The organism is Streptomyces aculeolatus (assembly GCF_020400605.1).
Lineage (GTDB): Bacteria > Actinomycetota > Actinomycetes > Streptomycetales > Streptomycetaceae > Streptomyces > Streptomyces aculeolatus.
Genome location: NZ_JAINRD010000028.1, coordinates 82,640 through 105,409, shown reverse-complemented (window position 1 = coordinate 105,409; position 22,770 = coordinate 82,640). Strand labels below are relative to the sequence as shown.

Genomic DNA, 22,770 nt, shown 5'->3' with positions numbered 1-22,770 from the left:
GGCCTGCAAGACTGGGCGCCATGCGCATCGTTGTACTGGCCGGCGGGATCGGCGGCGCCCGGTTCCTCCGCGGCCTCAAGCAGGCAGAGCCGGACGCGGACGTCACCGTCGTCGGCAACACCGGCGACGACATCCACCTGTTCGGCCTCAAGGTCTGTCCCGACCTGGACACCGTGATGTACACGCTCGGCGGCGGCATCCACGAGGAGCAGGGCTGGGGCCGCGCCGGCGAGACGTTCGCCGTCAAGGAGGAGCTGGCCGCGTACGGCGTCGGCCCGGGCTGGTTCGGGCTCGGCGACCGCGACTTCGCCACCCACATCGTGCGCACCCAGATGCTCGGCGCCGGCTTCCCGCTCAGCGCCGTCACCGAGGCGCTGTGCGACCGCTGGCAACCGGGCGTGCGGCTGCTGCCGATGACCGACGACCGGGTCGAGACGCACGTCGCCGTCGAGCTGGACGGCGAGCGCAAGGCGGTCCACTTCCAGGAGTACTGGGTGCGGCTGCGCGCCTCCGTGCCCGCGCTCGCCGTGGTGCCCGTCGGCGCCGAACAGGCCAAGCCCGCGCCCGGCGTGCTGGAGGCCATCGCCGAGGCCGACGTCGTCCTCTTCCCGCCGTCCAACCCCGTCGTCAGCATCGGCACGATCCTCGCCGTGCCGGGCATCCGCGAGGCCATCGCCGACGCTGACGTGCCCGTCGTGGGCCTGTCCCCCATCGTGGGCGGCGCCCCGGTGCGCGGCATGGCGGACAAGGTGCTGGCCGCGGTCGGCGTCGAGTCGAGCGCCGACGCGGTCGCGCTGCACTACGGCTCCGGGCTCATCGACGGCTGGCTCGTCGACGAGGTGGACGCCGCGGCGGTGCCGGCCGTGGAGGCCGCCGGGATCCGCTGCCGGGCGGTGCCGCTGATGATGCGCGACACGGACGCGACGGCGCGGATGGCCGCGGCGGCGCTGGAGCTGGCTCAGGAGGTACGGGCATGACGGCGGACACGGGTGCGGGCACCGGCACGCGGACGGACACGGCAGCCGGCCCGGCCACCGCCGCGGCGGACGCGGGCGGCGCGGCGGCGGCCCCGGAGTTCCGCGTACGGGCCCTGCCCGGCATCCCCGAGGTCCGCCCCGGCGACGACCTGGCCAAGCTGGTCGCCGCAGCCGCGCCCGGCCTCGCCGGCCCGCCGCTCGCCGACGGCGACATCCTGATCGTCACCTCCAAGGTGGTCAGCAAGGCGGAGGGCCGCGTGCGGCAGACCGCCGTACCGGGCGACCGGGAGACCGCCATCGACGAGGAGGCCGTGCGCCTCGTCGCCCGCCGCGGGCCGCTGCGGATCGTCGAGACCCGGCACGGCCTGGTGATGGCCGCCGCCGGCGTGGACGCCTCCAACACACCCGCCGGCACGGTCCTGTTGCTCCCCGAGGACTCCGACGCCTCCGCCCGCGCGCTGCGCGCCGGCGTGCGCGCCGCGCTCGGTGTCAACGTCGGCGTCCTGGTCACCGACACCTTCGGCCGCCCCTGGCGCAACGGCGTCACCGACGTCGCCATCGGCGCCGCCGGCGTCCGGGTGCTGGACGACCTGCGCGGCGCCCCCGACACCTTCGGCAACGCCCTGGAGGGCACCATCGTCGCCGCGGCCGACGAACTTGCCGCCGCCGGCGAACTGGTCAAGGGCAAGGCCGACGGGCTGCCGGTGGCGGTGCTCAGCGGGCTGCAGCAGCTCGTCGCCCCGGCGGGCGAGGACGACGGGCCGGGCGCCCGCGCGCTGGTGCGGGAGCCGGTCGAGGACATGTTCCGCCTCGGCACCTCGGAGGCGGTCCGCGAGGCCGTGACGCAGCGGCGCACGGTGCGCGAGTTCACCGCCGAGCCCGTCGACCCGGCGGCCGTGCGGCGGGCCGTGGCCGCCGCGGTGACGGCGCCGGCGCCGCACCACACGACGCCGTGGCGGTTCGTGCTGCTGGAGTCCGAGGCGGCGCGGACGGAGCTGCTGGACGCGATGCGCGAGGCGTGGATCCGGGACCTGCGGGAGCTGAGCAACTACACGGAGGAGTCCGTCGCCAAGCGGATCCGCCGCGGCGACGTGCTGCGCAAGGCCCCGTACCTCGTGGTGCCCTGCCTGGTGATGGACGGCTCGCACACCTACCCCGACGACCGGCGCAACGCCGCCGAGCGCGAGATGTTCGTCGTCGCCACGGGCGCCGGGGTGCAGAACTTCCTCGTCGCGCTGGCCGGCGAGGGGCTGGGCTCGGCGTGGGTGTCGTCCACGATGTTCTGCCGGGACGTGGTCCGCGAGGTGCTGGACCTGCCGGCGGACTGGGACCCCATGGGCGCGGTGGCCGTGGGCCACGCGGCGGCCCCGCCGCGGCAGCGCCCGCCGCGGGCCGCCGACACGTTCACGGTGGTGCGCTGAGCCGTGGAAGGCCTAGCAGGGGGTGCGCCGAGCGCGGCGCGCCCCGGCGGCGAACGACGACGGGACCCCGGCCCACCGCGGGCCGGCGTCCCGTCCGACTGATCAATCTGCTCGGTTGGCCGGCGCTTCAGTCGGCCGACACGGTGACCTTGTCGTCGTTCTTGAGCTGCTCGAAAAGCTGCTTGGCCTTCGGCTCGTCCCACTTCTGCACGGAGCCGAGCCGCGGGTCGGTGCCGCCGGAGACGACCGGCAGGTTCATCGACTTCCCGTCGCCGCCGGAGACGCCCTTCATGGCCCAGAACATCTGCAGCACGTTGAACAGGCTCATGTCCTTGTCGACGATCAGCGAGTCCAGGCCGGCGCCCATCGTCGGGTAGAGCTTGAACGGGTTCATGACCGTCGTGATCTTCGCCGACTCGCTGGCGAGCTTCGACAGCAGCTTCTGCTGGTTCTTCGTCCGGTCCAGGTCGCCGCCCGGCAGCGCGTAGCGGTTGCGGACGAAGGCCAGCGCCTCGGCGCCGTTGAGGTCCTGGCAGCCCTTCTCGAAGTCGGCGCCGGAGTTCTTGTCCTTGACCGCCTCGTCGAAGCACATCTCGACGCCGCCCAGCTCGTCGACGATGTTGGCGAAGCCGCCGAAGCCGATCTCGGCGTAGTGGTCGATCTTCAGGCCGGTGTTGTACTCGACCGTGCGGACCAGCAGCTCCGGGCCCTCGATGGCGTACGCGGCGTTGATCTTCTGCGTCTGCTCCGGGATGCGGTTGCCGGTCTCCGAGCCGGTGAAGGACGGGATGGTGACCATCCAGTCGCGCGGGAGGCTGACCATCGTGTTCCCGTTGTCACCGGTGTGCAGGATCATCATCGAGTCGGTGCGCTTGCCCTCGACGGAGCCGGTGTGCAGCTCGTCCTGCCGCTCCTTCGACAGGCCCTCGCGGCTGTCGGAGCCGACGATGAGGTAGTTCGTGCCCCCGGTGTCGCCGGGGCGGTCCTCGACCTTGCTGAGGTCCACCTCGCGGCGCAGCTTGGAGTCCGCCCAGAAGTACGTGGCGACGGGCACGACTATGAGGATGACGAGCGCGACGATGGCGCCGATCTTGATCCGCTTGCGCCAGTTCGGCGGCGGCTTGCCGTAGCCGGAGGCCCGGCGGTCGCCGCCGTCGTCGCCGCCGTACGGGCCGTTGGGGTCGCCGCCGCCGCTGCGGTAGACCTGCCCCTGGTTGTAGCCGTCGTCGTACGGTCCGCGGTCGTCGTCGTAGCCCTGGGAACGCTGCGGCGGCACCCCGCCGCCGCCCACGACGGGCATGACGCGGTGGGGCTCCGGATCGGACGCGCGGCTGCCGCGCCCGTACCGGTCCCGGCTGTCTGCAGTCCATCCCTCGGGCCAGTCATTCATGCGGGAAGTGTGCCCTGCCCGCCCGTCCGACCTGAAGGGGGGTTCCGAATCGGGCCGGGCTTGTAGCGGTTCTGATGCAAAGCGGCGCGCCGCATACAGTGACACACATGAACGATCAGGCACGCCCGGCGGCGGGTGCGGCGAAGCCCACCTCGGCCTCCCGCACCACGTTGTCGTCGATCATGACGGCGAACGACGCGAACCTCCTCGGCACCGTGCACGGCGGCGTGATCATGAAGCTGGTCGACGACGTGGCCGGGGCGGTCGCGGGGCGGCACAGCGGCGGGCCCGCGGTGACCGCGTCGATGGACGAGATGGTGTTCCTGGAGCCGGTGCGGATCGGGGACCTGGTGCACGTCCTGGCGCAGGTCAACTGGACCGGGCGGACCTCGATGGAGGTCGGGGTGCGGGTGATGGCGGAGCGGTGGAACGAGTCGACGCCCGCGAAGCAGGTCGCGAGCGCCTACCTGGTCTTCGCCGCGGTCGACGACGAGGGCCGCCCCCGCCCGGTGGCGCCCGTGGCGCCGGAGACGGAGCGCGACGAGCGGCGCTGCCAGGAGGCGCAGATCCGGCGCACCCACCGGCTGGCCCGCCGGCGCGCGATCAAGAACCTCAGAGAGCGCCGCGAGAGCGCCTGACGGCGGGTGTACGGGGCGGAGGCTGCCGCTGCCTGCGCAGGCGGGGCCCGTGTACAGCGGGGTCCTATGTACAGAGGACCTCGTCGCCGCTGACCGCCGACCAGACGTCCGCGCCGTCCAGGATCGGGTCCGCGGGCCGTACGCGGTGGACCTTCTCGTGGTCCGTGCCCAGTGTGACCGTCATCACCGCGCCGTGGCCGCGGTCCGGGCTCAGCTTCGCGTGCGGGAGCGCGGCGGCCAGGGAGCGGGCGGAGCGGTCCCACTCCGGGTCGTACGTGATGACCGTGCGGCCCGTCCGCTCCGCCGTCGTGGGGGCCCCGGTCGTGGCGAAGCCGGTGCGCGCCAGCGACCGGTCCACCCGGCCGCCGAGGCCGTCCTGTGCGGTGCCGTTCGCCACCTGCACCCGGACCCGCTCCGGCGGCACCTCCACGGGCGTCGCCCCGCCCTCCCCCTTTCCCTTCCGGCCTTCCTTCCCGCCGTCCGCGCCGCCGTCCCGCCCCTTGAGCGGCCGGTCCTCGCGCAGCCTGTCGAAGAGGCGCCGGGCCCGCTCCTCGTTCCACTTCACCGTCGTGCCGAGGCCGGGCACCTCGTAGTCCATGTCCGCCACCGGCACCGTCGCGAACTCCGACGAGCCGGGCGAGAACCCGTGCAGCGCCTTGCCGAGCGCGAAGACCGCCCCGGTGTCCAGTGAGGCGTCCGTGCGCACCGAGCCGAGGAGCGTCGAGCCGACCTCGCGGAAGCGCAGCGGGTTCATCAGGCCGCTGGTGCCGGTGAGCTTGTCGATGACGGCGGCCAGGAAGCGCTGCTGGCGCTTCATCCGGCCCATGTCGGACGCGCCGTCCAGATGCCGGGCGCGTACGTACGCCAGCGCCTCGCCGCCGTCGAGGCTGCTGGTGCCGGCGGGCAGGTCGAGACCGGAGTACTTGTCGCGCAGCGGGCGCTGCGTGCACACCTGCACGCCCCCGACCACGTCCACCGTCTTCATGAACGCCGCGAAGTCGATCTCCACGTAGTGGTCGATGTGCACGCCGGACAGCTTCTCCACGGCGCGCACGGTCAGCGGCGGGCCGCCGTGGGTGTACGCCGCGTTGACCTTCGCCGGGTGCGCGGTGCGCCGCTCGCCGAGGGCGCGGTTGGTGTGCGGCGGCAGCTCGATGTAGCTGTCGCGGGGGATGCTGACCACGCTCGCGCGCCCGCGGTCCCTCGACAGGTGGACGAGCATCAGCGCGTCCGTGCAGTTGCACGGCGCACCGCCGAGGCGGTACTTGCGGCGCTCCTCCTCGCTCACGCTGTCGCGCCGGTCGACGCCGGCGACGAGGAAGTTGAGCCCGTGGCCCTCCCGGGGCCGGTCGGAGATCCCGCCGAAGGCGTCGACCCGGTGGATGTTGGAGCCGATGGAGCTGAGCATGAAGTACCCGGCCCCGCCGGTGGCCAGCAGCAGCAGGGAGAGCACAGTTGCGATCCGCAGACCCCAGCGCGGGCGCTTCACGGACGGGGAAGGCACGGTGGGGGGACCTCCGCGGGGCTCGGGTGCGGGCGTGGGCTGTCGGTACGTACACGTGCGTGCACGGGCTCGGCTGCGGCTGCGCGGCAGGGCGGGGGCACGGGCGCGGTCCCGACCACGGTAGGGACGTAGCCGCCGACCTGCCCCGCACACGCCGTCGGTACGCTTAACGCCACCCTGCGGGCACGCCCCGATCCCCCGTTCGCGGTAACCTGAGCGGCGATATGAACGATTCTGCGACGCCCCCCGCGGTCTCCGTGATCATGCCGGTGCTCAACGAGGAGCGGCACCTGCGCGAGGCCGTGCGGCACATCCTGGAGCAGGACTACGCGGGCGACCTGGAGGTCGTCATCGCCCTCGGCCCCTCCGCGGACCGCACCGACGCCATCGCCGCCGAGCTGGTCCGCGAGAGCGCGGACGGCAGACGCCGGGTGCAGACGGTGCCGAACCCCACGGGCCGTACGCCCGCCGGGCTCAACGCCGCCATCGACGCCTCCTCGCACCCGGTCGTGGTCCGCGTCGACGGCCACGGCATGCTCTCCCCCGGCTACATCTCCACCGCCGTCCGGCTGCTGGCCGAGACCGGCGCGCAGAACGTCGGCGGCATCATGCACGCCGAGGGCGAGACGAGCTGGGAGCAGGCCGTCGCCGCGGCGATGACCGCGCGCATCGGCGTGGGCAACGCGGCGTTCCACACCGGCGGCGAGGCGGGCCCCGCGGACACCGTGTACCTCGGTGTCTTCCGCCGGGAGGCGCTGGAGCGGCAGGGCGGCTACAACGAGGAGTTCATCCGCGCCCAGGACTGGGAGCTGAACTTCCGCATCCGCTCGGCGGGCGGGGCGGTCTGGTTCTCGCCGGAGCTGAAGGTCTCGTACCGGCCGCGGCCGAACCTGCGGGCGCTGGCCAAGCAGTACAAGGACTACGGCCGCTGGCGCCGCGTCGTCGCCCGCTACCACAAGGGCTCGATCAACCCGCGCTATCTCGCGCCGCCCGCCGCCCTCGCCGGGATCGCCGCGGGGGTGCTGGTGACGCCGCTGACGCCGCTGGGGCTGGCGGTCCCGCTCGCGTACGCCGTCGGGATCGCGGCCGGCTCGGTGCCCGCGGGCCGCGGGCTGCCGGTACGCGCGCGACTGCAGATCCCGGTGGCGCTGGCCACGATGCACATGTCGTGGGGCTGGGGGTTCCTCACCAGCCCGCGCGCGCTGGCGCAGAAGGTGATCGCCAGCCGCCGCCCGGCGGTCACGGCCGGCTGACCGACGCCGCGCTTCCCCGGTTTCCTCACCGGCCCCGGGCTTCCACCGGCCCCGCCCGCGTGCGCGAGCGGGGCCGACGCGTCACCAGGTGTAGGACGGGTTGATGTCCATGCACGCCTTCTTGTTGCTGCCGGCCAGCGGGTTGGAGCTCTCCGGCGCCTTCTCCGGCCCCGACTCCTCGCCCGCGTCCTCGCCGTCCCCGCCCTCGGCGGCCGGGTAGGCGTCACCCTCCCGCCAGTCCGCGCCGACGATCAGCGTCACCCCGTCGATGCCGGTGGACTGCTTCACCGCCCGGTCCGGCAGCCCGAGCGCCTTGGCCACGGCCAGGGCGTTCGCGTGCTGCTCCTCGGTCGCGTACGTGATGGTGGTGTCCGCCTGCGACTTGGGGGTGGCGTCGGTGGCGGCCTGGGTGAAGCCGTCGTCGACGAGCACCTCGGCGATGTCGCCGGCCCGGCCGGTGACCGGGGCGTACATGGTGGTGCCCGTGCCGTTCTGCACGAGGACGGGGATCTCCGCCTTCGGCTCGGCCTCGGACACGAGGTCGTCGGGCTTCTTCTTCTTGGGCTTGTCCTTGCCGTCGAAGGCGATGTCGTTGCGGATCATGGACCAGAGCTGCGGCGCGTCCTCCTCGTTGGGTACGACGTGCGCGTTGTTCTGCGGGTCCGGCACCCACGGCATCGTCGTCATGGTGATGCGCTCGGCGGGCACCCGCTTGATGTCGTTCCCGAGGTCGTACAGCTTCTTCAGGTCGCCCAGGCCCTCGTCGACGGTGAGCGCGTTGGTCGCCGCTTCGGCCAGCCTGCGCAGCTTGCCGGGGTCGGAGAGCTTGGCGCCCTCCTTGAGTTCGCGGGCCATCGAGTTCATGTACTGGTGCTGGGCGTGCGTACGCCCGATGTCGCTGCCGTCCTCGAAGCCGTGCCGGGTGCGCAGCCACTGCAGCGCCTGCTCGCCCTTGATGGTCGTCTCGCCCTCTTCGAGGCGCAGCCCGGAGTCCTCGTCGTAGACGTTGTCCCGTACGCAGACGGGGACGCCGCCCACCGCGTCGGCCATGCTCACCACGCCGGCGAAGTCGATCATCATGAAGTGGTCGATGGAGACGCCGGTCATGGCCTCCCAGGCGGCGACGGTGCAGCCGGGGCCGCCGTTCTGGAGGCTGGTGTTGATGGTCGCGCTGGTGGTCTCGGGGTAGACGGTGCCGTCGTCGGGGTCGGTGCACTCGGGGATCGTCACCCGGGTGTCGCGCGGGACGCTGACGACGGACATGTTGCTGCGGTCCGCGGAGACGTGGAGCAGCATCTGCACGTCGGCGAGCGGCTTGCGGCCGCGGTCGGCGCGGGCGCCGCCGAGGCGGACGTTCTCGTCGGAGTTCCGGCTGTCGGACCCCAGGAGCAGGATGTCCAGCGGCGTCTGGCCGTCGGCGTTGGGCTGCTTCTCGTCGAGCTTGTTCTTCCCGAGGTTGAGGGGGTCCTTCTCCAGGTTGTTGTTCAGGTCGCGGTAGTAGAGGTAGCCGGCGGCCGCGGTGCCGAGTATGAGGAAGGCGACGATGCCGAAGAACCAGCGGGCGATGCGCATCGCGCGGCGGGGCCGCGGCGGCGGGCCGCCGTCGCCGGGGCCCTCCATGCGGCTCTCGGAGCGGGCGTCGGGGCCGGGGCCGTCGTGGCCGTCGTCGGGGTGCGGGTCGTGGTGCGGGTCCTGGTCGTCGGTGTGACGCGCGTAGCCCCGCTGCCGCGGCATGCCGGGCGCGCCCCCGTCTTCGTACAGAGTGTCGTCCCAGCCGAGCTCGCGGGCTCTGTCGGAGCGACCGTTCGCTCCGCTACCGCGGACGTTGCTGCGGCGCATGGGGCCTCCTGGTCGATCGCGGACGTGCGGTGTCCAGTCCGCACGTACGCCTCACTTCGCACAGACGTTCTTGTCTCCGGCCTTGACGTTCTGCACCCCGTCCGGCGCCTTGTCCGGCGCCTCGACCGGGGTGCCCGGCGCGGCGAAGTCCTCGCCGAGCGTGAGCGTCATGGATCCTTCGGCCCCTGCGTTCTCCCCCGTCTTCTTCATTGCCGACTTCGGCAGTCCCATCATGTCGGCGAGCCGCGCGGCTTGTTCGGCCTGGTCAGGGCCGTACTCCAGCCGGGTCTCCGGCAGCTCGGAGGCGTTGCCCGCCTCGGCGGCGTAGCCCACGCCCTCCTCCACGAGCCACGTGGCGGTGGCCGACGCCATGCCGGACTCCCCACCGCCGTTGACGACCTCGACCCTCACCTCCCCGGGCTCCGACTTCTTCACCGACTTGCCCTTCTTGCCCTTCTTCGCACCGTCGAACGGCTTGTCCGCGTTGAGCAGTTTGAAGAGCGGCTTGGCCTTGGCCTCATCCATAAGGACCGTCGCATCGTCCTCAGGGTTGTCCAGGACCGGCAATGTCGCGAAAGTAATCTCGTCCTGGGGCACCTTCTTGAGGTCGTTGGCCAGGTCCATGAGCTTCTTGGCGCTGCCGATGCCGGAGTCGACGGTGAGCGCCTTGGTGGCGGCGTCGGCGAGGTCGTACATCTTCTTCGGATTGCTGAGCGAGCCGCCGGACTTCATCTTGCGGATGAGCGAGCTGAGGAACTGCTGCTGCAGTTCGATGCGGCTCAGGTCGCTGCCGAAGCCGACCGAGTAGCGGGTGCGGACGAAGGCGAGCGCCTCTTCGCCCTCGATGGTGTGCCGGCCCGCGGGCAGGTTCAGCTTCGACTTGGGGTCGTTGATGTCCTCGGCCAGGCAGACCTCGACGCCCCCGACCGCGCTGGACAGGTCCTTGACGGCGTTGAAGTCGGCGAGGATGAAGTGGTTGACGTCGAGGCCGGTCAACTGCTCGACGGTCTTCCAGGTGCAGCCCGGGTCGCGGCCGAACTGGCCGAGGCTCTCGTTGAACTTGGTGCCGTACGTCCCCGGGATGGTCTTCCAGCTCCCGTCCTCCTGCTTGGTCTTGCAGTCGGGTATGTCGGTGATCATGTCCCGCGGAATGCTCATCGCGGTGGCGTTGGTGCGGTCCTCGGAGACGTGGAACAGCAGGGTGGTGTCGGCGTGGCCGGGGCTGTTCATGTCGCCGTAGCCGTCGTTGCCCTTGCCGGTGCGCTTGTCCGTGCCCATCACGAGGATGTTGACGGGGCCGTCGATGACCGCCGCGTGGTCCTCGCCGGCGACCTCGACCTTGTCTATGTTCCCGTTGAGCTTGCGGTAGACGAGGTACGCGGCCGTGCCCACGGCGAAGAGTACGAGCGCCAGGCCGCCGGAGACCCAGATGAGCGCCTTCTTCTTCTTGCTCTTGCGGGGCTTGGGGCGGCGGCGGCTGCGCGGCCCGTCGGGGCCGGACCCCGGTCCCGTACCGGAGCCGCCCGCGCCGCCCGCACCGCCCGCACCAGCGGAGCCGCCCGCCGCGCCGCGGCGGCGCTGGGACGGCAGGCGGGGCTCCTGGGGGCGCTCGGGGGCCTCCGCCTGCGAGGACTGGGACGAGGGCTGCGGCTGGGGCCGGCCGGCGTGCTGGCCGCCGGACTGCGGCTGCGCGTGCTGCTGTTGCGGCGGGTGCTGCCCGTGCGGCGGGCCCGGGGGGCCGCCGTGCTGGGGCTGCGAGGGCTGGGGCTGGCCGTTCTGCTGCGGGATGTACTGCTGCGGCGGCTGGGGCCGGCCCCCGTATCCCTGCGGGGCGTGACCGTGCGGACCCGGTGCGTGTTGGCCGTGCGGCTGGGGGCCCTGTCTGCCCGGGATCTGCGGGTCGAGACGCAGCTCGTAGCTGCCGGTCTCGGGATTGAACACCCACTGATCGGCGGGGTCGACCTCGCCGGCGTGTCCACGGCCTCGCCCATCCACGGTCGCTTGGGTTCCTCACATCGCTCGGTCAGCGCCTCCCCCCGTCGGCGCCCGGTCTTCCTGCCATACGCTCGACGACCGCCTGTCAGGCGGCCGGTCGGCTCACACTAGCCGCCTCTTTCGACGACTGGCGACGCCCGTGACAAATTCCACGCACTCGTAACAGGACATCCCGCGCATCCCCTCCATACACCGTGCCCCCCTTGTGCGCGTTGATCCGCTCTATCGGCAGATGTCATCCACAGGGGTTGTTCCCTTGAAGACCGGCGGTGCACCGGAGTCCTTCTCCTGCTTGGCCTTCCGGCCCTCCGAGACGAAACGCACGACGCTGTCGGCGCGCAGCGCCGCGAACAGCTCCCCGGCCGCCGGCTGCACCAGTTCGTCGCGGTTGGAGTCGAGGCGGTACGGGCGGCGCGGCACGGTCAGGAAGTGCACGCGCTCCTGCGGCACGTCGCGCACGATGCGTACGAGGTCGTACAGCTCGGCGAGCGACGACAGCTCCTCGTTGGCGGTGAGCGCGGAGGTCACCCCGTCCAGCAGCGGGGCGAGGCGCAGGGGATTGAAGAGGACGCCGTTGCTCTGGACCTTGTTGACGAGCGAGGCCATGAATTCCTGCTGCCGCGCCATGCGTTGGGTGTCGCTGCCGCCGTCGAGGGATTTGCGTGCCCGTACGTAGCCGAGCGCCTGCTCTCCGTCGAGCACCTGGCGGCCCGCGGGCAGCCGCAGCTTGGCCGATGTGTCGCGCATCGGCGCGGGCAGGCACACCTCCACGCCGTCGACGGCGTCCACGACCTCCTTGAAGCCCTGGAAGTCGGCGATGACGTGGTGGTCGACGCGCACCCCGACGAGCTTCTCCACCACGCGGATCGTGCAGGCGGCGCCGCCGTAGGCGAAGCTGAAGTTGAACTGGTTGACCTGCTTGCCGCTCTTCCCGCCGCCGGGGCGGCGGCAGTCGGGGATCTTGACCATGAGGTCGCGCGGGATGCTCACGGCGGTGACGCTGTCGCGTTCGCCGGCGAGGTGCAGGAGCACGGCGGTGTCGGAGCGTTCGACGCCGGTGTCGTGGCCGTAGCGCTCGCTGCCCGCGCGGGAGTCGGAGCCGATGACGAGGATGTTGGTGGCCCCGCCCGCGGCGGGTGGGGGGCGGTCCTCCTCGTAGCGCTCCAGCTCGCGGGCGGTGGCGGAGTCGACGGTGATGTTGCTGTCGAAGCGCTGGTAGAAGTACCAGCCGACGCCGGAGACGGCGAGGACGAAGAGGGCGAGGCCGAGCCCGATGTTGCGGACGAGGACGCGGCGGCGGCTGCGGGGGCGGGCGCCCCGGCGGGGCGGGCTGCCGGGGCGGCCGGGCTGCCCGGGGTCGGCCGGGGCCGGGGAGGCGTCCTCCCGCGGGCCGGTCTCGTCTGCGCCCATCCCTCACACTCACTCGGCCGGTGTCCACCTGTGCGGACGGCCGGGCACCCCGGGGTACGGTCCGCCGCATTCGGTACATGGCATCACGAATGAGGTGCTATGGCCGATAACTTCGCCCGCGCGCGTCGCTCAGGGGGCGGTGCGCGGCGCGGTCAGGAGACGCGCTCGTCCGCCCTGCGCTTCTCCTGCCGCTCCGGCGAGAGCCGGTCGAGGTATGGGCAGAGCACCACCGAGGCGCCGGCGGCCAGCGGGGCGTAGAGCCCCGCGGAGAGCCCCTCCCACGTGTCGTACCCGAGTGTCGAGAGCGTGCGGGTGCCCGGTGCCAGCGCGGCCGACTGCGCGTCCGCGCGGGCGCGCTCGACCAGCTCGGCGGCGGTGAACCGCGCGCCCGCCACGTCGAGCGCCGGCGCGTCCGGGTCGACGGGGGCGTACGGCTGGAAGCGGTCGCCCTGGCCGGGCACCTCCGCCGCGTAGTCGGCGAAGCCGGCCGGGGGCTGCGGGAAGCGGCCGCCCAGCGGGCGCAGGCTGAGGGCGACCCGCTCGCCCGTGCAGGCGCGGGCCTGCTCCAGCGTGTCGGGTCCGCTGACGACGAGGTCGGCGGCGGCCGGGTCGGGGTCGGCGGGCACCGCGGTGACGCCGGTGGCGGCGCAGGCCAGCAGCCAGACGGCGGTCTGCCAGTGGGCGGGCAGGAGCAGCGCGAGGCGGTCGCCGGGCTCGGCGGCGAGGTCGCCCTGGAGGAGGTTCGCGGTCTTGGCCACCCAGTTGGCGAAGGTGGCGACGGACAGTTCGACGCGCTCGCCGGTGGTGTCGTCGTAGTACGTGACCAGGGGGCGGGCCGGGTCGGCGGCGAGGGCGGCGTCGAGCAGGGCGGCGGGGGTGGCGGCGGTGGGGTTCATCGCCGCCAGGTTACGCCGTCGCGTTACTCCGTCCGGCAGAGGCAAATGGACAGCGGTGGGAGGTGTGGAAAGTATGCGTCATATGTACGCACTTTCTTCCTCGGTCATCGCCATATCCGCCGCCGCGCTGCTCGCCCCGCTGACGCCGGTCGCGGGGGCGGCAGCTTCGGCGGCTGCCATCCCTCAGGCCGAACGGGCCACGCGGGCCGAACGGGCCGCGCAGGCCGGCGGCCGTACCCAGTCGCTGCCCCTCGCACCGCTGGACTCGTCCTCGCGCGGGCCCCGGGCGGGGGCGGTGGGCCTGTCCAGGCCGGACGTCGAACCGTTCACCATGGTCGGCGTCGTCTGGCAGGACCCGGAGGCGGAGCTGCACGCGCGCGTGCAGGTACGGGCCAGGTCGGCGGGGACGGGCCAGTGGTCCGGCTGGCAGAGCCTCGACGCCCACGGCGCGGACGCCCCCGATCCCGGCCCCGGGGCCGGGGCGGCCGAGGGGGGTCCGGCGGCCCGGCGCGGGGGCACGGCGCCGCTGTGGGTGGGCGGCTCGACGGGGGTCGACGTCCGCGTCGTGCCTGCGGAGTCGCGGTCGGCGGGCCCGGCGGCGCTGCCGCGGGGGCTGCGCGCGGAGCTGATCGACCCCGGCGGCGGCGCGGCACAGGGGTCCGGCAGGGCGTCGCCGGCGAGGACGTCCGGCGCCGCGGCCACCGGCGTGCTCGCCGCGCAGTCCAAGGCCCGTTCCGAAGCGGACGCCGCCCGCCTCGCCCCGGCCCTGCCCGCCGCAGACCGGCCGTTCGTCGGACCGCGGCCGAAGATCGTCACGCGCAAGGGGTGGGGCGCGGACGAGAGCGCGCGGCAGGGATACAAGTACACGAAGACCGTGAACATCGCCTTCGTCCACCATTCGGCGACGGGCAACAACTACCGCTGCAGCGAGGCCCCGAGCCTGATCCGCGGCATCTACCGCTACCACACCGGGAGCCTGGCCTGGGCGGACATCGGCTACAACTTCCTGGTCGACAAGTGCGGCCGCGTCTACGAGGGCCGGGCGGGCGGCGTCGCGCGCGCCGTGCTGGGGGCGCACACGTACGGCTTCAACCACAACAGCATGGGCATCGCCGTCCTCGGCGACTACGGCTCGACGGCGCCCTCCGCCGCCGCGGTCAACGCCGTGTCGCGGCTGACGGCGTGGAAGCTCGGCCTGTTCGGCAAGAACCCGGAGAGCAAACAGACGAAGGTGGCGCGCGGCGGCCAGTACGGCAGCGGGACGAGGGTCCGGCTGAACGTCATCTCGGGCCACCGGGACGGCTTCGCGACGGAGTGCCCGGGGGCGCGGCTGTACGACAGGCTGGGCGCGGCGAGGGCGAGTTCGGCGTCGTACCAGGGCCGCCGCTGAGGGTCGTACCAGGGCCGCCGCTGAGAACGGGCGCCTCCGCGGCTGTCGGTGGCGGGCGCTAGAGTCGTGCGTCATGCCCGCCGCCCCCGACGACCGCGTCCGTACCCGGACCTGGGCGCCCCCGGGCGCGTACGACCTGGGGCGCACCCTGGGCGTCCTGCGGCGCGGCCCCGGCGACCCGGCGTACCGCGTCGCGGACGGCGCGATCTGGCGGGCCAGCCGCACCCCCGCGGGCCCCGGCACGCTGCGCGTCGCCCCGGCGGGCGGCGCGGTCGCGGCCGAGGCGTGGGGCCCGGGCGCGGACTGGCTGCTCGACGGCCTCCCGGCGCTGCTGGGCGCAGAGGACGACCCCGAGCCGTTCGCACCGCGCCACCGGATCGTCCACGAGGCCCGCCGCCGCCACCCCGGCCTGCGGCTGATCCGCACCGGCCTGGTGCTGGAGTCGCTGATCCCGTCGGTGCTGGAGCAGAAGGTCACCACGGACGAGGCGTACCGCTCCTGGCGCCTGCTGCTGCACCGCTACGGCACCGCGGCCCCCGGCCCCGCCGGGGCCGGGCTGCGGATGCGGGTGATGCCCGACGCGCACGGCTGGGCGATGATCCCGTCCTGGGAGTGGCACCGCGCGGGCGTCGACGGCAAGCGCGCGGCGGCGATCGTACGGGCCGTCCGCCGCGCCCGCGCCCTCCAGGCGGCGGCCGGGATGGACCTCGACGCCGCCACCCGCCGCCTCACCGCCATCACGGGCATCGGCCCCTGGACGGCGGCGGAGACCCTGCAGCGCGTCAACGGCGCGGCCGACGCGGTCACGGTCGGCGACCTGCACCTGCCCCGCATCGTGGGCTACACGCTGGTGCGCGAACGCGACGCGGACGACGAGCGCATGCTCGAACTGCTCGCCCCGTACGAGGCGGAGGGCCAGCGCCACCGCGCCACGCGCTACATCTGCCTGATGGGCCGCATGCCCCCGCGCCGCAAACCGAAGGCCGCCATCCCGGACATAGCCCGCCTGTGACCCCGCCGCGCGCGGCGGGGTCGGGGGCGCCCCGTGTCAGGGGAGGTTGCGGGCCATGACGATGCGCTGGACCTGGTTGGTGCCCTCGTAGATCTGGGTGATCTTGGCGTCGCGCATCATGCGCTCCACCGGGTAGTCCCGGGTGTAGCCGTAGCCGCCGAGGAGCTGGACGGCGTCCGTCGTCGCCTCCATCGCCGTGTCGGAGGCGAAGCACTTGGCCGCCGCGCCCTGGAAGGTGAGGTCCGCGTCCCCGCGTTCGGACTTGGCGGCGGCGGCGTACGTCAGCTGCCTGGCGGCCTCGATCTTCATGGCCATGTCGGCGAGCATGAACTGCACGCCCTGGAAGTCCGCGACGGGCTTGCCGAACTGCTTGCGTTCGCGGACGTAGCCCTTTGCGTAGTCCAGGGCGCCCTGCGCGATGCCCAGGGCCTGGGCGGCGATGGTGATGCGGGTGTGGTCGAGGGTCTTCATCGCGGTGGCGAAGCCCGTGCCCTCGGCGCCGATCATGCGGTCCGCGGGGATGCGGACGTTGTCGAGGTAGACCTCGCGGGTCGGGGAGCCCTTGATGCCGAGCTTCTTCTCCGGGGCGCCGAAGGAGACGCCCTCGTCGGACTTCTCGACGACGAAGGCGGAGATGCCCTTGGAGCGCTTCTCCGGGTCGGTGACGGCCATGACCGTGTAGTACTCGGAGATGCCCGCGTTGGTGATCCAGCGCTTGACGCCGTTGAGGACGTAGGAGTCGCCGTCCCGTACGGCACGGGTCTTCATGCCGGCGGCGTCGGAGCCCGCCTCGGGCTCGGAGAGGCAGTACGAGAACATCGCCTCGCCGCGCGCCAGCGGCGTCAGGTACTTCGCCTTCAGCTCCTCCGAGGCGGAGAGCATCAGGGGCAGCGAGCCGAGCTTGTTGACCGCCGGGATGAGGGAGGAGGAGGCGCAGACGCGGGCGATCTCCTCGATGACGATGACCGTCGCCAGCGCGTCCGCGCCCGCGCCGCCGTACGCCTCGGGGACGTGGACGGCGTGCAGGTCGTTGGTGACGAGCGCGTCCAGTGCCTCCTGCGGGAAGCGCGCCTCCTCGTCCACCTCGGCCGCGAAGGGCTCGATCTTCGCCTCGGCGAGCGAGCGTACGGCGTCGCGGAGCATGTCGTGCTCCTCAGCCGGGCGGTACAGGTCGAATTCGGGCGCTCCTGCCAAGGCATTCTCCATTCCCGCGCATGCTAATTACCGTTAAGTAGTTCCGATGGTATGCCGTGCGCGGCGGGCGGACCTACGTGACGTTGGCGACAGGGGCTCAGGGTGCGGTGCTGCCCAGCCGGTCGGTCGGGTACTTCTCCACGTACTGGTCCATGGTGTCGTTGCGCATGGCCTCCCACAGCGGGTCGCCGGCCTTGTCGTCCAGCAGCACCACCGACTGGCCGTCGATCATGTCGAGGCCCGCGACCGGCGCGTTCATGAACACCAGGTCGGAGGAGCGCACGCCCTTCATGTCCCACATCAGGTCGCGCATCGCGCCGTCGGAGAACCGGTCGTCGACGCTGACCGTCGCGGTCACCGCGTCCAGCAGGCGCTTGACCTTGAGCGGGTTGGAGAAGTTGTCCGCGGACATGGTCTCGGTGAGGACGGCGCGCAGGAAGTTCTGCTGCCGCTGGGTGCGGTCGAGGTCGCCGCGGGGCAGGCCGTGGCGCTCGCGCACGTAGTCCAGGGCGGTCTCGCCGTCCATGTGGTGGGTGCCGGCCGTCCACTCGCCGCCGCCGTTGCGGCGGGGGGTGGTCTCGTCGATGGAGATGTCCACGCCGCCGACGGCGTCGGTGAGCCGCTTGAAGCCGCTCCAGTCGATCACCGCGAGGTGGTCGATCTTGACCTTCGTCATGCGCTGCACGGTGTCGATGAGCAGCGGGGGGCCGCCGTAGGAGAAGGCGGCGTTGAGCTTGGCGTCGCCGCGGCCGGGGATGTCCACCCAGGAGTCGCGGGGCAGGGAGACGACGTAGCCGCCGTCGCGCCCTTCGGGGAGGTGGACGAGCATCATCGTGTCGCTGCGCTGCGCGCCCGGCTTCCAGGCGTGCTCGCCGGCGCCGTCGCCGGTGAGCGGGAGGTCGGAGCGGGCGTCGACGCCGATGAGGAGGTACGTCTCGCCGCCCTTGGACGGCGCCGGCTGGTGCTTCTCCGGGACGTTCGTCGGGAAGGCGTTCGGGATGCGGTCGACGCGGCCGGTGTAGTGCTCGTACGCCCACCACAGGCCCCCGGCGGCCATGAGCACGCCGGCGACGAGCATGATCACGGCGCCGAGGAGCACCTTGCGGCCGCGGCGCATGCGGCGGCGGGGCGCGGCGTGCGAGGGGGCGCCGGCGGGGTCGTCGCCCGGGTCGTGGGGAGCAGTGGGGTCGCCGGGGTCGGCCGGCGGGTCGGCGCCGTCGCCTCCCTTCGGGCCGTCCGCGCCTGCGCCCGGCGCGTCCGGGGTGCCCGGCGCCCCCGGCGCGTCCGGCGCGAACGCCGCGTCCACGTACGCCGCGTGCGCCGCCGTCGAGTCGTCCGCCGCGTACGGCGCCTGCGGTTCGCGGGCGCGCGGCATGCCGGGCTCGTCGGTTCCGCTGCCCGCCCCGTCCAGATGCTGCCTCGCCACGATCCCCACTCCCTTAGCTGCACGTTCATGAGTCAGACTCCGCACCCGGGCCCATGGTTGCGCAGGTGGGGTGTGTCACAGCCCGCCGTTATGCTCGGCACCATGACCTTGAGGATCACTGTGATCGGCACCGGCTACCTCGGTGCCACGCACGCCGCCGCGATGGCGGAGCTGGGCTTCGAGGTGCTCGGCCTGGACGTCGTCGAGGAGAAGGTCGAGCTGCTGTCGGCCGGCAGGGTGCCAATGTACGAGCCGGGGCTGGAGGACCTGCTGCGCAAGCACGTCGCGGGGATCGAGGGCTCGTCGGGCAGGCTGCGCTTCACCACCTCGTACGCGGACGCGGCGGCCTTCGGCGACGTGCACTTCGTCTGCGTCAACACGCCGCAGAAGCACGGCGAGTACGCCTGCGACATGAGCTACGTCGACGCCGCGATCGACACCCTCGCGCCGCACCTCGACCGTCCCTGCCTGGTCGTCGGCAAGTCGACGGTGCCGGTGGGCTCCGCGGACCGGCTCGCGCGCCGGCTGGCCGAGCTGGCCCCGGCCGGCGAGCAGGCGGAGCTGGCGTGGAACCCGGAGTTCCTGCGCGAGGGCTTCGCCGTCGAGGACACCCTGCGCCCCGACCGCATCGTGGTCGGCGTGGCGAGCGAGCGCGCCGAGAAGGTGCTGCGGGACGTGTACGCGACACCGCTGGACTCCGGTACGCCGTTCGTGGTCGCCGACTACCCCACCGCCGAGCTGGTGAAGACCGCCGCCAACGCCTTCCTGGCCACGAAGATCTCGTTCATCAACGCCATGGCCGAAATCTGCGAGGCGGCCGGCGGCGACGTCGTGAAGCTCGCCGAGGCCATCGGCTACGACGACCGGATCGGGAAGAAGTTCCTGCGCGCCGGCATCGGCTTCGGCGGCGGCTGCCTGCCCAAGGACATCCGCGCGTTCATGGCCCGCGCCGGCGAACTCGGCGCGGACCAGGCGCTGACGTTCCTCCGCGAGGTCGACTCGATCAACATGCGCCGCCGCGCCCACATGGTCGAACTCGCCCGCGAAGCCTGCGGCGACTCCTTCCTGGGCCGGCGGATCGCCGTGCTGGGCGCCGCGTTCAAGCCCGACTCCGACGACGTGCGCGACTCCCCCGCGCTCAACGTCGCCGGGCAGATCCACCTCCAGGGCGGCCAGGTCACCGTCCACGACCCCAAGGGCATGGAGAACGCCCGCCGCGTCTTCCCCACCCTGCGCTACGCCGAGTCGGCGGAGGACGCGCTGCGCGGCGCGGACATCGTGCTGCACCTCACCGAGTGGCCGGAGTTCCGCGCGCTCGACCCCGGGCGGCTGGCACGGGTCGTCTCCCGGCCGCACCTGATCGACGGCCGCAACACCCTGGACCCGGTGCCCTGGCGCGCCGCGGGCTGGACGTTCCGCGCCATGGGCCGCCCGGCGGCGTAGCCCGGGGCCGGAGCCGGGCACGGCAGAGCCCCCCGTTCCGCCGGAAACGGGGGGCTGCGCCGTACGGGGGACCCTCAGATGGAGACGCCGTTGTCGCGCAGGTACGCGACGGGGTCGACGTCAGAACCGTAGTCCGGGCTGGTGCGCACCTCGAAGTGCAGGTGCGGCCCGGTGGAGTTGCCGGTGGAGCCGGACAGGCCGATCTGGTCGCCGGCGCCCACGCTCTGGCCCACGCTCACCGAGGTGGACGACAGGTGGGCGTACTGGCTGTAGCGGCCGTCGTCGTGCTTGATCACGACGGCGATGCCGTACGCGCCGCCGTCGGCGCCGTTGCCGGCCTTGACGACGGTGCCGGAGGAGACGGCCTTGACCGGGGTGCCGGTGCCGGCGGAGAAGTCGACACCGGTGTGGTAACCGCTGGACCACGAGCCGCCCGCGGCCCGGTAGGCGGTGGACAGGCCGGCGTCGATCGGGGCGGAGAACCCGCCCGCCGGAGCGGCCTCGGCGGGCTGCTCCTCCTGCTGCGGCTCCTCGGCCGCGGGCTCCTCCTGGGCGGCGGACGGCTGGGCCGGGGCGGTCTCCGGCTCCTCCAGGGTGACCTCTTCGCCGCCGTCGAAGTCGTACTTCTGACCGGGGAAGATCAGGTCCGGGTCGTCGCCGATGACGTCCTTGTTGCCCTCGTAGATCGTCTGCCAGCCGCCCGCGATGCCGTGCTTGCGGGAAATGTCCCACAGGGTGTCGCCGGAGACGACGGTGTAGGTGCCGGCCTTCTCGTACTTCTTCTCCGGCGCCTGCTCCTGCTTCGGGGCCTCCTCCTTCGCGGCCTGCTCCTGCTGGGCGGGCTGCTCGGACTCGGTCTGCGCCTCGGGCTCGCTCTCCTGCTGGGCCTCCTCGCCACCGCCGGTGGAGAGGTCCGGGGCGGGGCCGCCCTGGGTGAGGCCGGCCTGGACGGAGCAGACCGGCCAGGCGCCGGGGCCCTGCGAGGCGAGGACCTTCTCGGCGATCTCGATCTGCTGCTCCTTGGTGGCCTGGTCGGCGCGCGGCGCGTACTGCGTGCCGCCGTAGCCCTCCCAGGTGCTCTGCACGAACTGCAGACCGCCGTAGAAGCCGTTGCCGGTGCTGATGCTCCAGTCGCCGCCGCTCTCGCACTGGGCAACGCGGTCCCAGGTGTCGACGGAGGCGGCCTGGGCGTGGCCGCCGGCGATGAGGGGGATGGCGACGCCGGCGCTGCCGGCGGTGATGACGAGGGCCCTGCTGCCCCGGGCTATCCGGCCCAGGCGACGGTGACGTCCGCGTGCGGACATGGACATGCTCCTCTCCGACGCCTGCGAGGTGAGCTGTCGGGTTCGAGCTGGAGATGCCCGGCCATGCGGAGCATGGCTTCACCCCGAGCCGTCCCGCGCTTGCGCACGGTCCGGCACTTACCTGGGTCCCCCGCTCCTGCCGTGAAAGCTGAAAGTGCCTGCCCGTCACCGCCGACAGGATTCGGCGTTACGGCGACGAGGTACCCGCATCGGTGGCGCGAGCACGGCGAGCACCGTAATCACACAGCCGAAAACAGAACAAGCTGTGAACCGTCACCAAGGCCGTTCTCCGCGTCACATCGGAATCAGCCCGACATTCGCCTCATCCGGCACCCCTCCTCAATTCCCTCCCACCGGTGGAGACTTGTCGATAACCGAGGAGTCGGACACATGACCCCATGACATGAGAATTCTGTGAGTGACTTATGTCACTCTGCTCACTCCTGAGGTTTCGCGGGGCCGTCGAGCTGTTCGATGGTGGCGATCGACGGGCCGCGCCGAGCGGCCACTTCGCGCGCGATCGCCTCGGCGTCGCGCAACACCCGCAGCGCATTGCCCCACAACAGCCTGGCCAGGTCTTCTTCCGACCAACTGCGGTGCAGAAGCTCGGCGACGAGGTGCGGATAGCCGGCCACGTCGGCGAGGTCCTCGGGGGTGAACGGCGTGCCGTCGAAGTCGCCGCCGATACCGATATGGTCGATTCCCGCCACTTCGCGCATATGGTCCAGATGGTCCGCCACGGTCGCGGCCGTCGCCTGCGGCCGCGGGTTCGCCTCCTCGAACGCACGCCGCGCGCGGACCGCTTCGTCGTCCGCGCCGAACGGGTCCAGCCCCCGGGCGTGCATGTACTCGTCCGCCTCCGCGGTCCACGTGACCGCGGCGGGCAGGACGAACTTCGGCACGAACGTGGCCATCGCCACACCACCGTTGGCCGGGAGCATTTCGAGCACATCGTCAGGAATGTTGCGGGGGTGGTCACACAGGGCGCGAGCGGACGAATGGGAGAAAACGACCGGCGCCTCGGTGACGCGCAGCGCGTGCCGCATGGTGGCCGGAGCCACGTGGGAGAGGTCGACGAGCATGCCGACGCGATTCATCTCGCGGACCACCTCCTCGCCGAAGGCGGTGAGCCCGCCGTGCCGCGGCCCGTCGGTCGCGGAGTCGGCCCAGTCGGTGTTGTCGTTGTGCGTGAGCGTCATGTAGCGCACGCCGAGGCGGTGCAGGGCGCGCAGGGTGGCGAGCGAGTTGGCGATGGAGTGCCCGCCCTCGGCCCCCATCAGCGAGGCGATCCGCCCGTCGGCCCGCGCGGCCTCCACCTCGTCGGCGCTCACGGCGAGCCGCAGCTCCCCGGGATAGCGGTCGACGAGCTGCCGCACCACGTCGATCTGCTCCAGGCACGCGCTCACGGCGGCGTCCCCGGCCAGCTCCGTGCTCACGTACACGGACCAGAACTGCGCCCCCACCCCGCCGGCGCGCAGCCGCGGGATGTCGGTGTGCAGCGCCGCGCTCTGGTCGACGGCGATGTCGCGCCGGTCGATGTCGTACGTCACCTGCTCGCGCAGGGCCCAGGGGAGGTCGTTGTGCCCGTCGACGACGGGGTGTGCCCGCAGCACCTCGCGCGCACGCGCGAGCAGTTCACCGGTCATGGGTCGTCCTCCTGCGCGGATAGCGTGGCCAG

At 72.7% G+C, this 22,770-nt stretch carries 17 protein-coding genes and 1 riboswitch; of the genes, 7 read left to right on the top strand and 10 right to left on the bottom strand.

Annotation, left to right across the window (positions count from 1 at the left end; all coding sequences use genetic code 11):
* Positions 1 to 20 precede the first annotated feature (20 nt).
* Complete coding sequence (gene cofD, locus LG396_RS33730) at positions 21 to 977, top strand: 2-phospho-L-lactate transferase (protein WP_037750523.1); 957 nt, start codon at positions 21 to 23, stop codon at positions 975 to 977.
* Positions 974 to 2,398, top strand: a complete 1,425-nt coding sequence (locus tag LG396_RS33725) for a coenzyme F420-0:L-glutamate ligase (RefSeq protein WP_225797664.1) — start codon at positions 974 to 976, stop codon at positions 2,396 to 2,398. The genes cofD and LG396_RS33725 overlap by 4 nt, the downstream gene beginning before the upstream one ends.
* Positions 2,399 to 2,525: 127 nt before the next feature.
* On the opposite strand, the gene LG396_RS33720 is transcribed toward LG396_RS33725, so the two are convergent.
* A complete protein-coding gene (locus LG396_RS33720; protein WP_018840767.1) occupies positions 2,526 to 3,698 on the bottom strand; it encodes an LCP family protein in 1,173 nt (390 codons plus the stop codon).
* A 197-nt stretch (positions 3,699 to 3,895) separates the two neighbouring features.
* Here LG396_RS33720 and LG396_RS33715 point away from each other — a divergent pair, with 197 nt between their 5' ends.
* Complete coding sequence (locus LG396_RS33715; protein ID WP_018840766.1) at positions 3,896 to 4,426, top strand: acyl-CoA thioesterase; 531 nt, start codon at positions 3,896 to 3,898, stop codon at positions 4,424 to 4,426.
* A 64-nt stretch (positions 4,427 to 4,490) separates the two neighbouring features.
* On the opposite strand, the gene LG396_RS33710 is transcribed toward LG396_RS33715, so the two are convergent.
* Positions 4,491 to 5,915, bottom strand: a complete 1,425-nt coding sequence (locus LG396_RS33710) for an LCP family protein (RefSeq protein ID WP_372483622.1) — start codon at positions 5,913 to 5,915, stop codon at positions 4,491 to 4,493.
* A gap of 239 nt (positions 5,916 to 6,154) precedes the next feature.
* Here LG396_RS33710 and LG396_RS33705 point away from each other — a divergent pair, with 239 nt between their 5' ends.
* The gene (locus tag LG396_RS33705) at positions 6,155 to 7,183 is read left to right on the top strand and encodes a glycosyltransferase family 2 protein (RefSeq protein WP_225797662.1); all 1,029 of its coding nucleotides are present in this window, start codon (positions 6,155 to 6,157) and stop codon (positions 7,181 to 7,183) included.
* Between the two features lie 81 nt (positions 7,184 to 7,264).
* Here the strand turns inward: LG396_RS33705 and LG396_RS33700 are convergent, their stop codons facing one another.
* The 4 genes from LG396_RS33700 to LG396_RS33685 all read right to left on the bottom strand — a co-directional run bounded on the left by LG396_RS33700 (position 7,265) and on the right by LG396_RS33685 (position 13,323).
* On the bottom strand, positions 7,265 to 9,022 hold the full coding sequence (locus LG396_RS33700) for an LCP family protein (RefSeq protein WP_225797661.1): 1,758 nt from the start codon (positions 9,020 to 9,022) through the stop codon (positions 7,265 to 7,267).
* A 51-nt stretch (positions 9,023 to 9,073) separates the two neighbouring features.
* Positions 9,074 to 10,963: an LCP family protein gene (locus LG396_RS33695; protein WP_225797675.1), complete on the bottom strand. Its 1,890-nt coding sequence runs from the start codon at positions 10,961 to 10,963 to the stop codon at positions 9,074 to 9,076.
* 276 nt (positions 10,964 to 11,239) lie between these two features.
* A complete protein-coding gene (locus LG396_RS33690; protein WP_225797660.1) occupies positions 11,240 to 12,427 on the bottom strand; it encodes an LCP family protein in 1,188 nt (395 codons plus the stop codon).
* A gap of 152 nt (positions 12,428 to 12,579) precedes the next feature.
* The gene (locus LG396_RS33685) at positions 12,580 to 13,323 is read right to left on the bottom strand and encodes a TIGR03089 family protein (protein ID WP_018840760.1); all 744 of its coding nucleotides are present in this window, start codon (positions 13,321 to 13,323) and stop codon (positions 12,580 to 12,582) included.
* Positions 13,324 to 13,405: 82 nt separating this feature from the next.
* Between LG396_RS33685 and LG396_RS33680 the strand changes: the two genes are divergently transcribed.
* Both LG396_RS33680 and LG396_RS33675 read left to right on the top strand, forming a co-directional pair.
* On the top strand, positions 13,406 to 14,713 hold the full coding sequence (locus LG396_RS33680) for a peptidoglycan recognition protein family protein (RefSeq protein WP_225797659.1): 1,308 nt from the start codon (positions 13,406 to 13,408) through the stop codon (positions 14,711 to 14,713).
* A gap of 73 nt (positions 14,714 to 14,786) precedes the next feature.
* Entirely contained in the window at positions 14,787 to 15,725 is a 939-nt protein-coding gene (locus tag LG396_RS33675; protein ID WP_225797658.1) for a DNA-3-methyladenine glycosylase family protein, read from the top strand.
* Positions 15,726 to 15,761: 36 nt separating this feature from the next.
* On the opposite strand, the gene LG396_RS33670 is transcribed toward LG396_RS33675, so the two are convergent.
* Both LG396_RS33670 and LG396_RS33665 read right to left on the bottom strand, forming a co-directional pair.
* Positions 15,762 to 16,931: an acyl-CoA dehydrogenase family protein gene (locus LG396_RS33670; RefSeq protein ID WP_037750548.1), complete on the bottom strand. Its 1,170-nt coding sequence runs from the start codon at positions 16,929 to 16,931 to the stop codon at positions 15,762 to 15,764.
* Between the two features lie 85 nt (positions 16,932 to 17,016).
* Positions 17,017 to 18,345 carry an LCP family protein gene (locus LG396_RS33665; protein ID WP_225797657.1) on the bottom strand — a complete coding sequence of 443 codons (1,329 nt, stop codon included), beginning with the start codon at positions 18,343 to 18,345 and terminating at the stop codon, positions 17,017 to 17,019.
* 102 nt (positions 18,346 to 18,447) lie between these two features.
* Here LG396_RS33665 and LG396_RS33660 point away from each other — a divergent pair, with 102 nt between their 5' ends.
* The gene (locus LG396_RS33660; protein WP_225797656.1) at positions 18,448 to 19,788 is read left to right on the top strand and encodes a UDP-glucose dehydrogenase family protein; all 1,341 of its coding nucleotides are present in this window, start codon (positions 18,448 to 18,450) and stop codon (positions 19,786 to 19,788) included.
* A 74-nt stretch (positions 19,789 to 19,862) separates the two neighbouring features.
* Here the strand turns inward: LG396_RS33660 and LG396_RS33655 are convergent, their stop codons facing one another.
* The gene (locus LG396_RS33655) at positions 19,863 to 21,092 is read right to left on the bottom strand and encodes a transglycosylase family protein (RefSeq protein WP_018838319.1); all 1,230 of its coding nucleotides are present in this window, start codon (positions 21,090 to 21,092) and stop codon (positions 19,863 to 19,865) included.
* 3 nt (positions 21,093 to 21,095) lie between these two features.
* Positions 21,096 to 21,289, bottom strand: a riboswitch (cyclic di-AMP (ydaO/yuaA leader).
* A 240-nt stretch (positions 21,290 to 21,529) separates the two neighbouring features.
* Positions 21,530 to 22,738 carry a dipeptidase gene (locus LG396_RS33650; protein ID WP_225797655.1) on the bottom strand — a complete coding sequence of 403 codons (1,209 nt, stop codon included), beginning with the start codon at positions 22,736 to 22,738 and terminating at the stop codon, positions 21,530 to 21,532.
* Between the last annotated feature and the right edge of the window lie 32 nt (positions 22,739 to 22,770).

Excerpts from the sequence above, each read along its gene's own strand:
- cofD (WP_037750523.1), top strand. The coding sequence starts at position 21 with ATGCGCATCGTTGTACTGGCCGGCGGGATCGGCGGCGCCCGGTTCCTC.
- LG396_RS33725 (WP_225797664.1), top strand. The coding sequence starts at position 974 with ATGACGGCGGACACGGGTGCGGGCACCGGCACGCGGACGGACACGGCA.
- LG396_RS33720 (WP_018840767.1), bottom strand. The coding sequence starts at position 3,698 with ATGCCCGTCGTGGGCGGCGGCGGGGTGCCGCCGCAGCGTTCCCAGGGC.
- LG396_RS33715 (WP_018840766.1), top strand. The coding sequence starts at position 3,896 with ATGAACGATCAGGCACGCCCGGCGGCGGGTGCGGCGAAGCCCACCTCG.
- LG396_RS33705 (WP_225797662.1), top strand. The coding sequence starts at position 6,155 with ATGAACGATTCTGCGACGCCCCCCGCGGTCTCCGTGATCATGCCGGTG.
- LG396_RS33700 (WP_225797661.1), bottom strand. The coding sequence starts at position 9,022 with ATGCGCCGCAGCAACGTCCGCGGTAGCGGAGCGAACGGTCGCTCCGAC.
- LG396_RS33690 (WP_225797660.1), bottom strand. The coding sequence starts at position 12,427 with ATGGGCGCAGACGAGACCGGCCCGCGGGAGGACGCCTCCCCGGCCCCG.
- LG396_RS33685 (WP_018840760.1), bottom strand. The coding sequence starts at position 13,323 with ATGAACCCCACCGCCGCCACCCCCGCCGCCCTGCTCGACGCCGCCCTC.
- LG396_RS33680 (WP_225797659.1), top strand. The coding sequence starts at position 13,406 with ATGTACGCACTTTCTTCCTCGGTCATCGCCATATCCGCCGCCGCGCTG.
- LG396_RS33675 (WP_225797658.1), top strand. The coding sequence starts at position 14,787 with ATGCCCGCCGCCCCCGACGACCGCGTCCGTACCCGGACCTGGGCGCCC.
- LG396_RS33670 (WP_037750548.1), bottom strand. The coding sequence starts at position 16,931 with ATGGAGAATGCCTTGGCAGGAGCGCCCGAATTCGACCTGTACCGCCCG.
- LG396_RS33660 (WP_225797656.1), top strand. The coding sequence starts at position 18,448 with ATGACCTTGAGGATCACTGTGATCGGCACCGGCTACCTCGGTGCCACG.
- LG396_RS33655 (WP_018838319.1), bottom strand. The coding sequence starts at position 21,092 with ATGTCCGCACGCGGACGTCACCGTCGCCTGGGCCGGATAGCCCGGGGC.
- LG396_RS33650 (WP_225797655.1), bottom strand. The coding sequence starts at position 22,738 with ATGACCGGTGAACTGCTCGCGCGTGCGCGCGAGGTGCTGCGGGCACAC.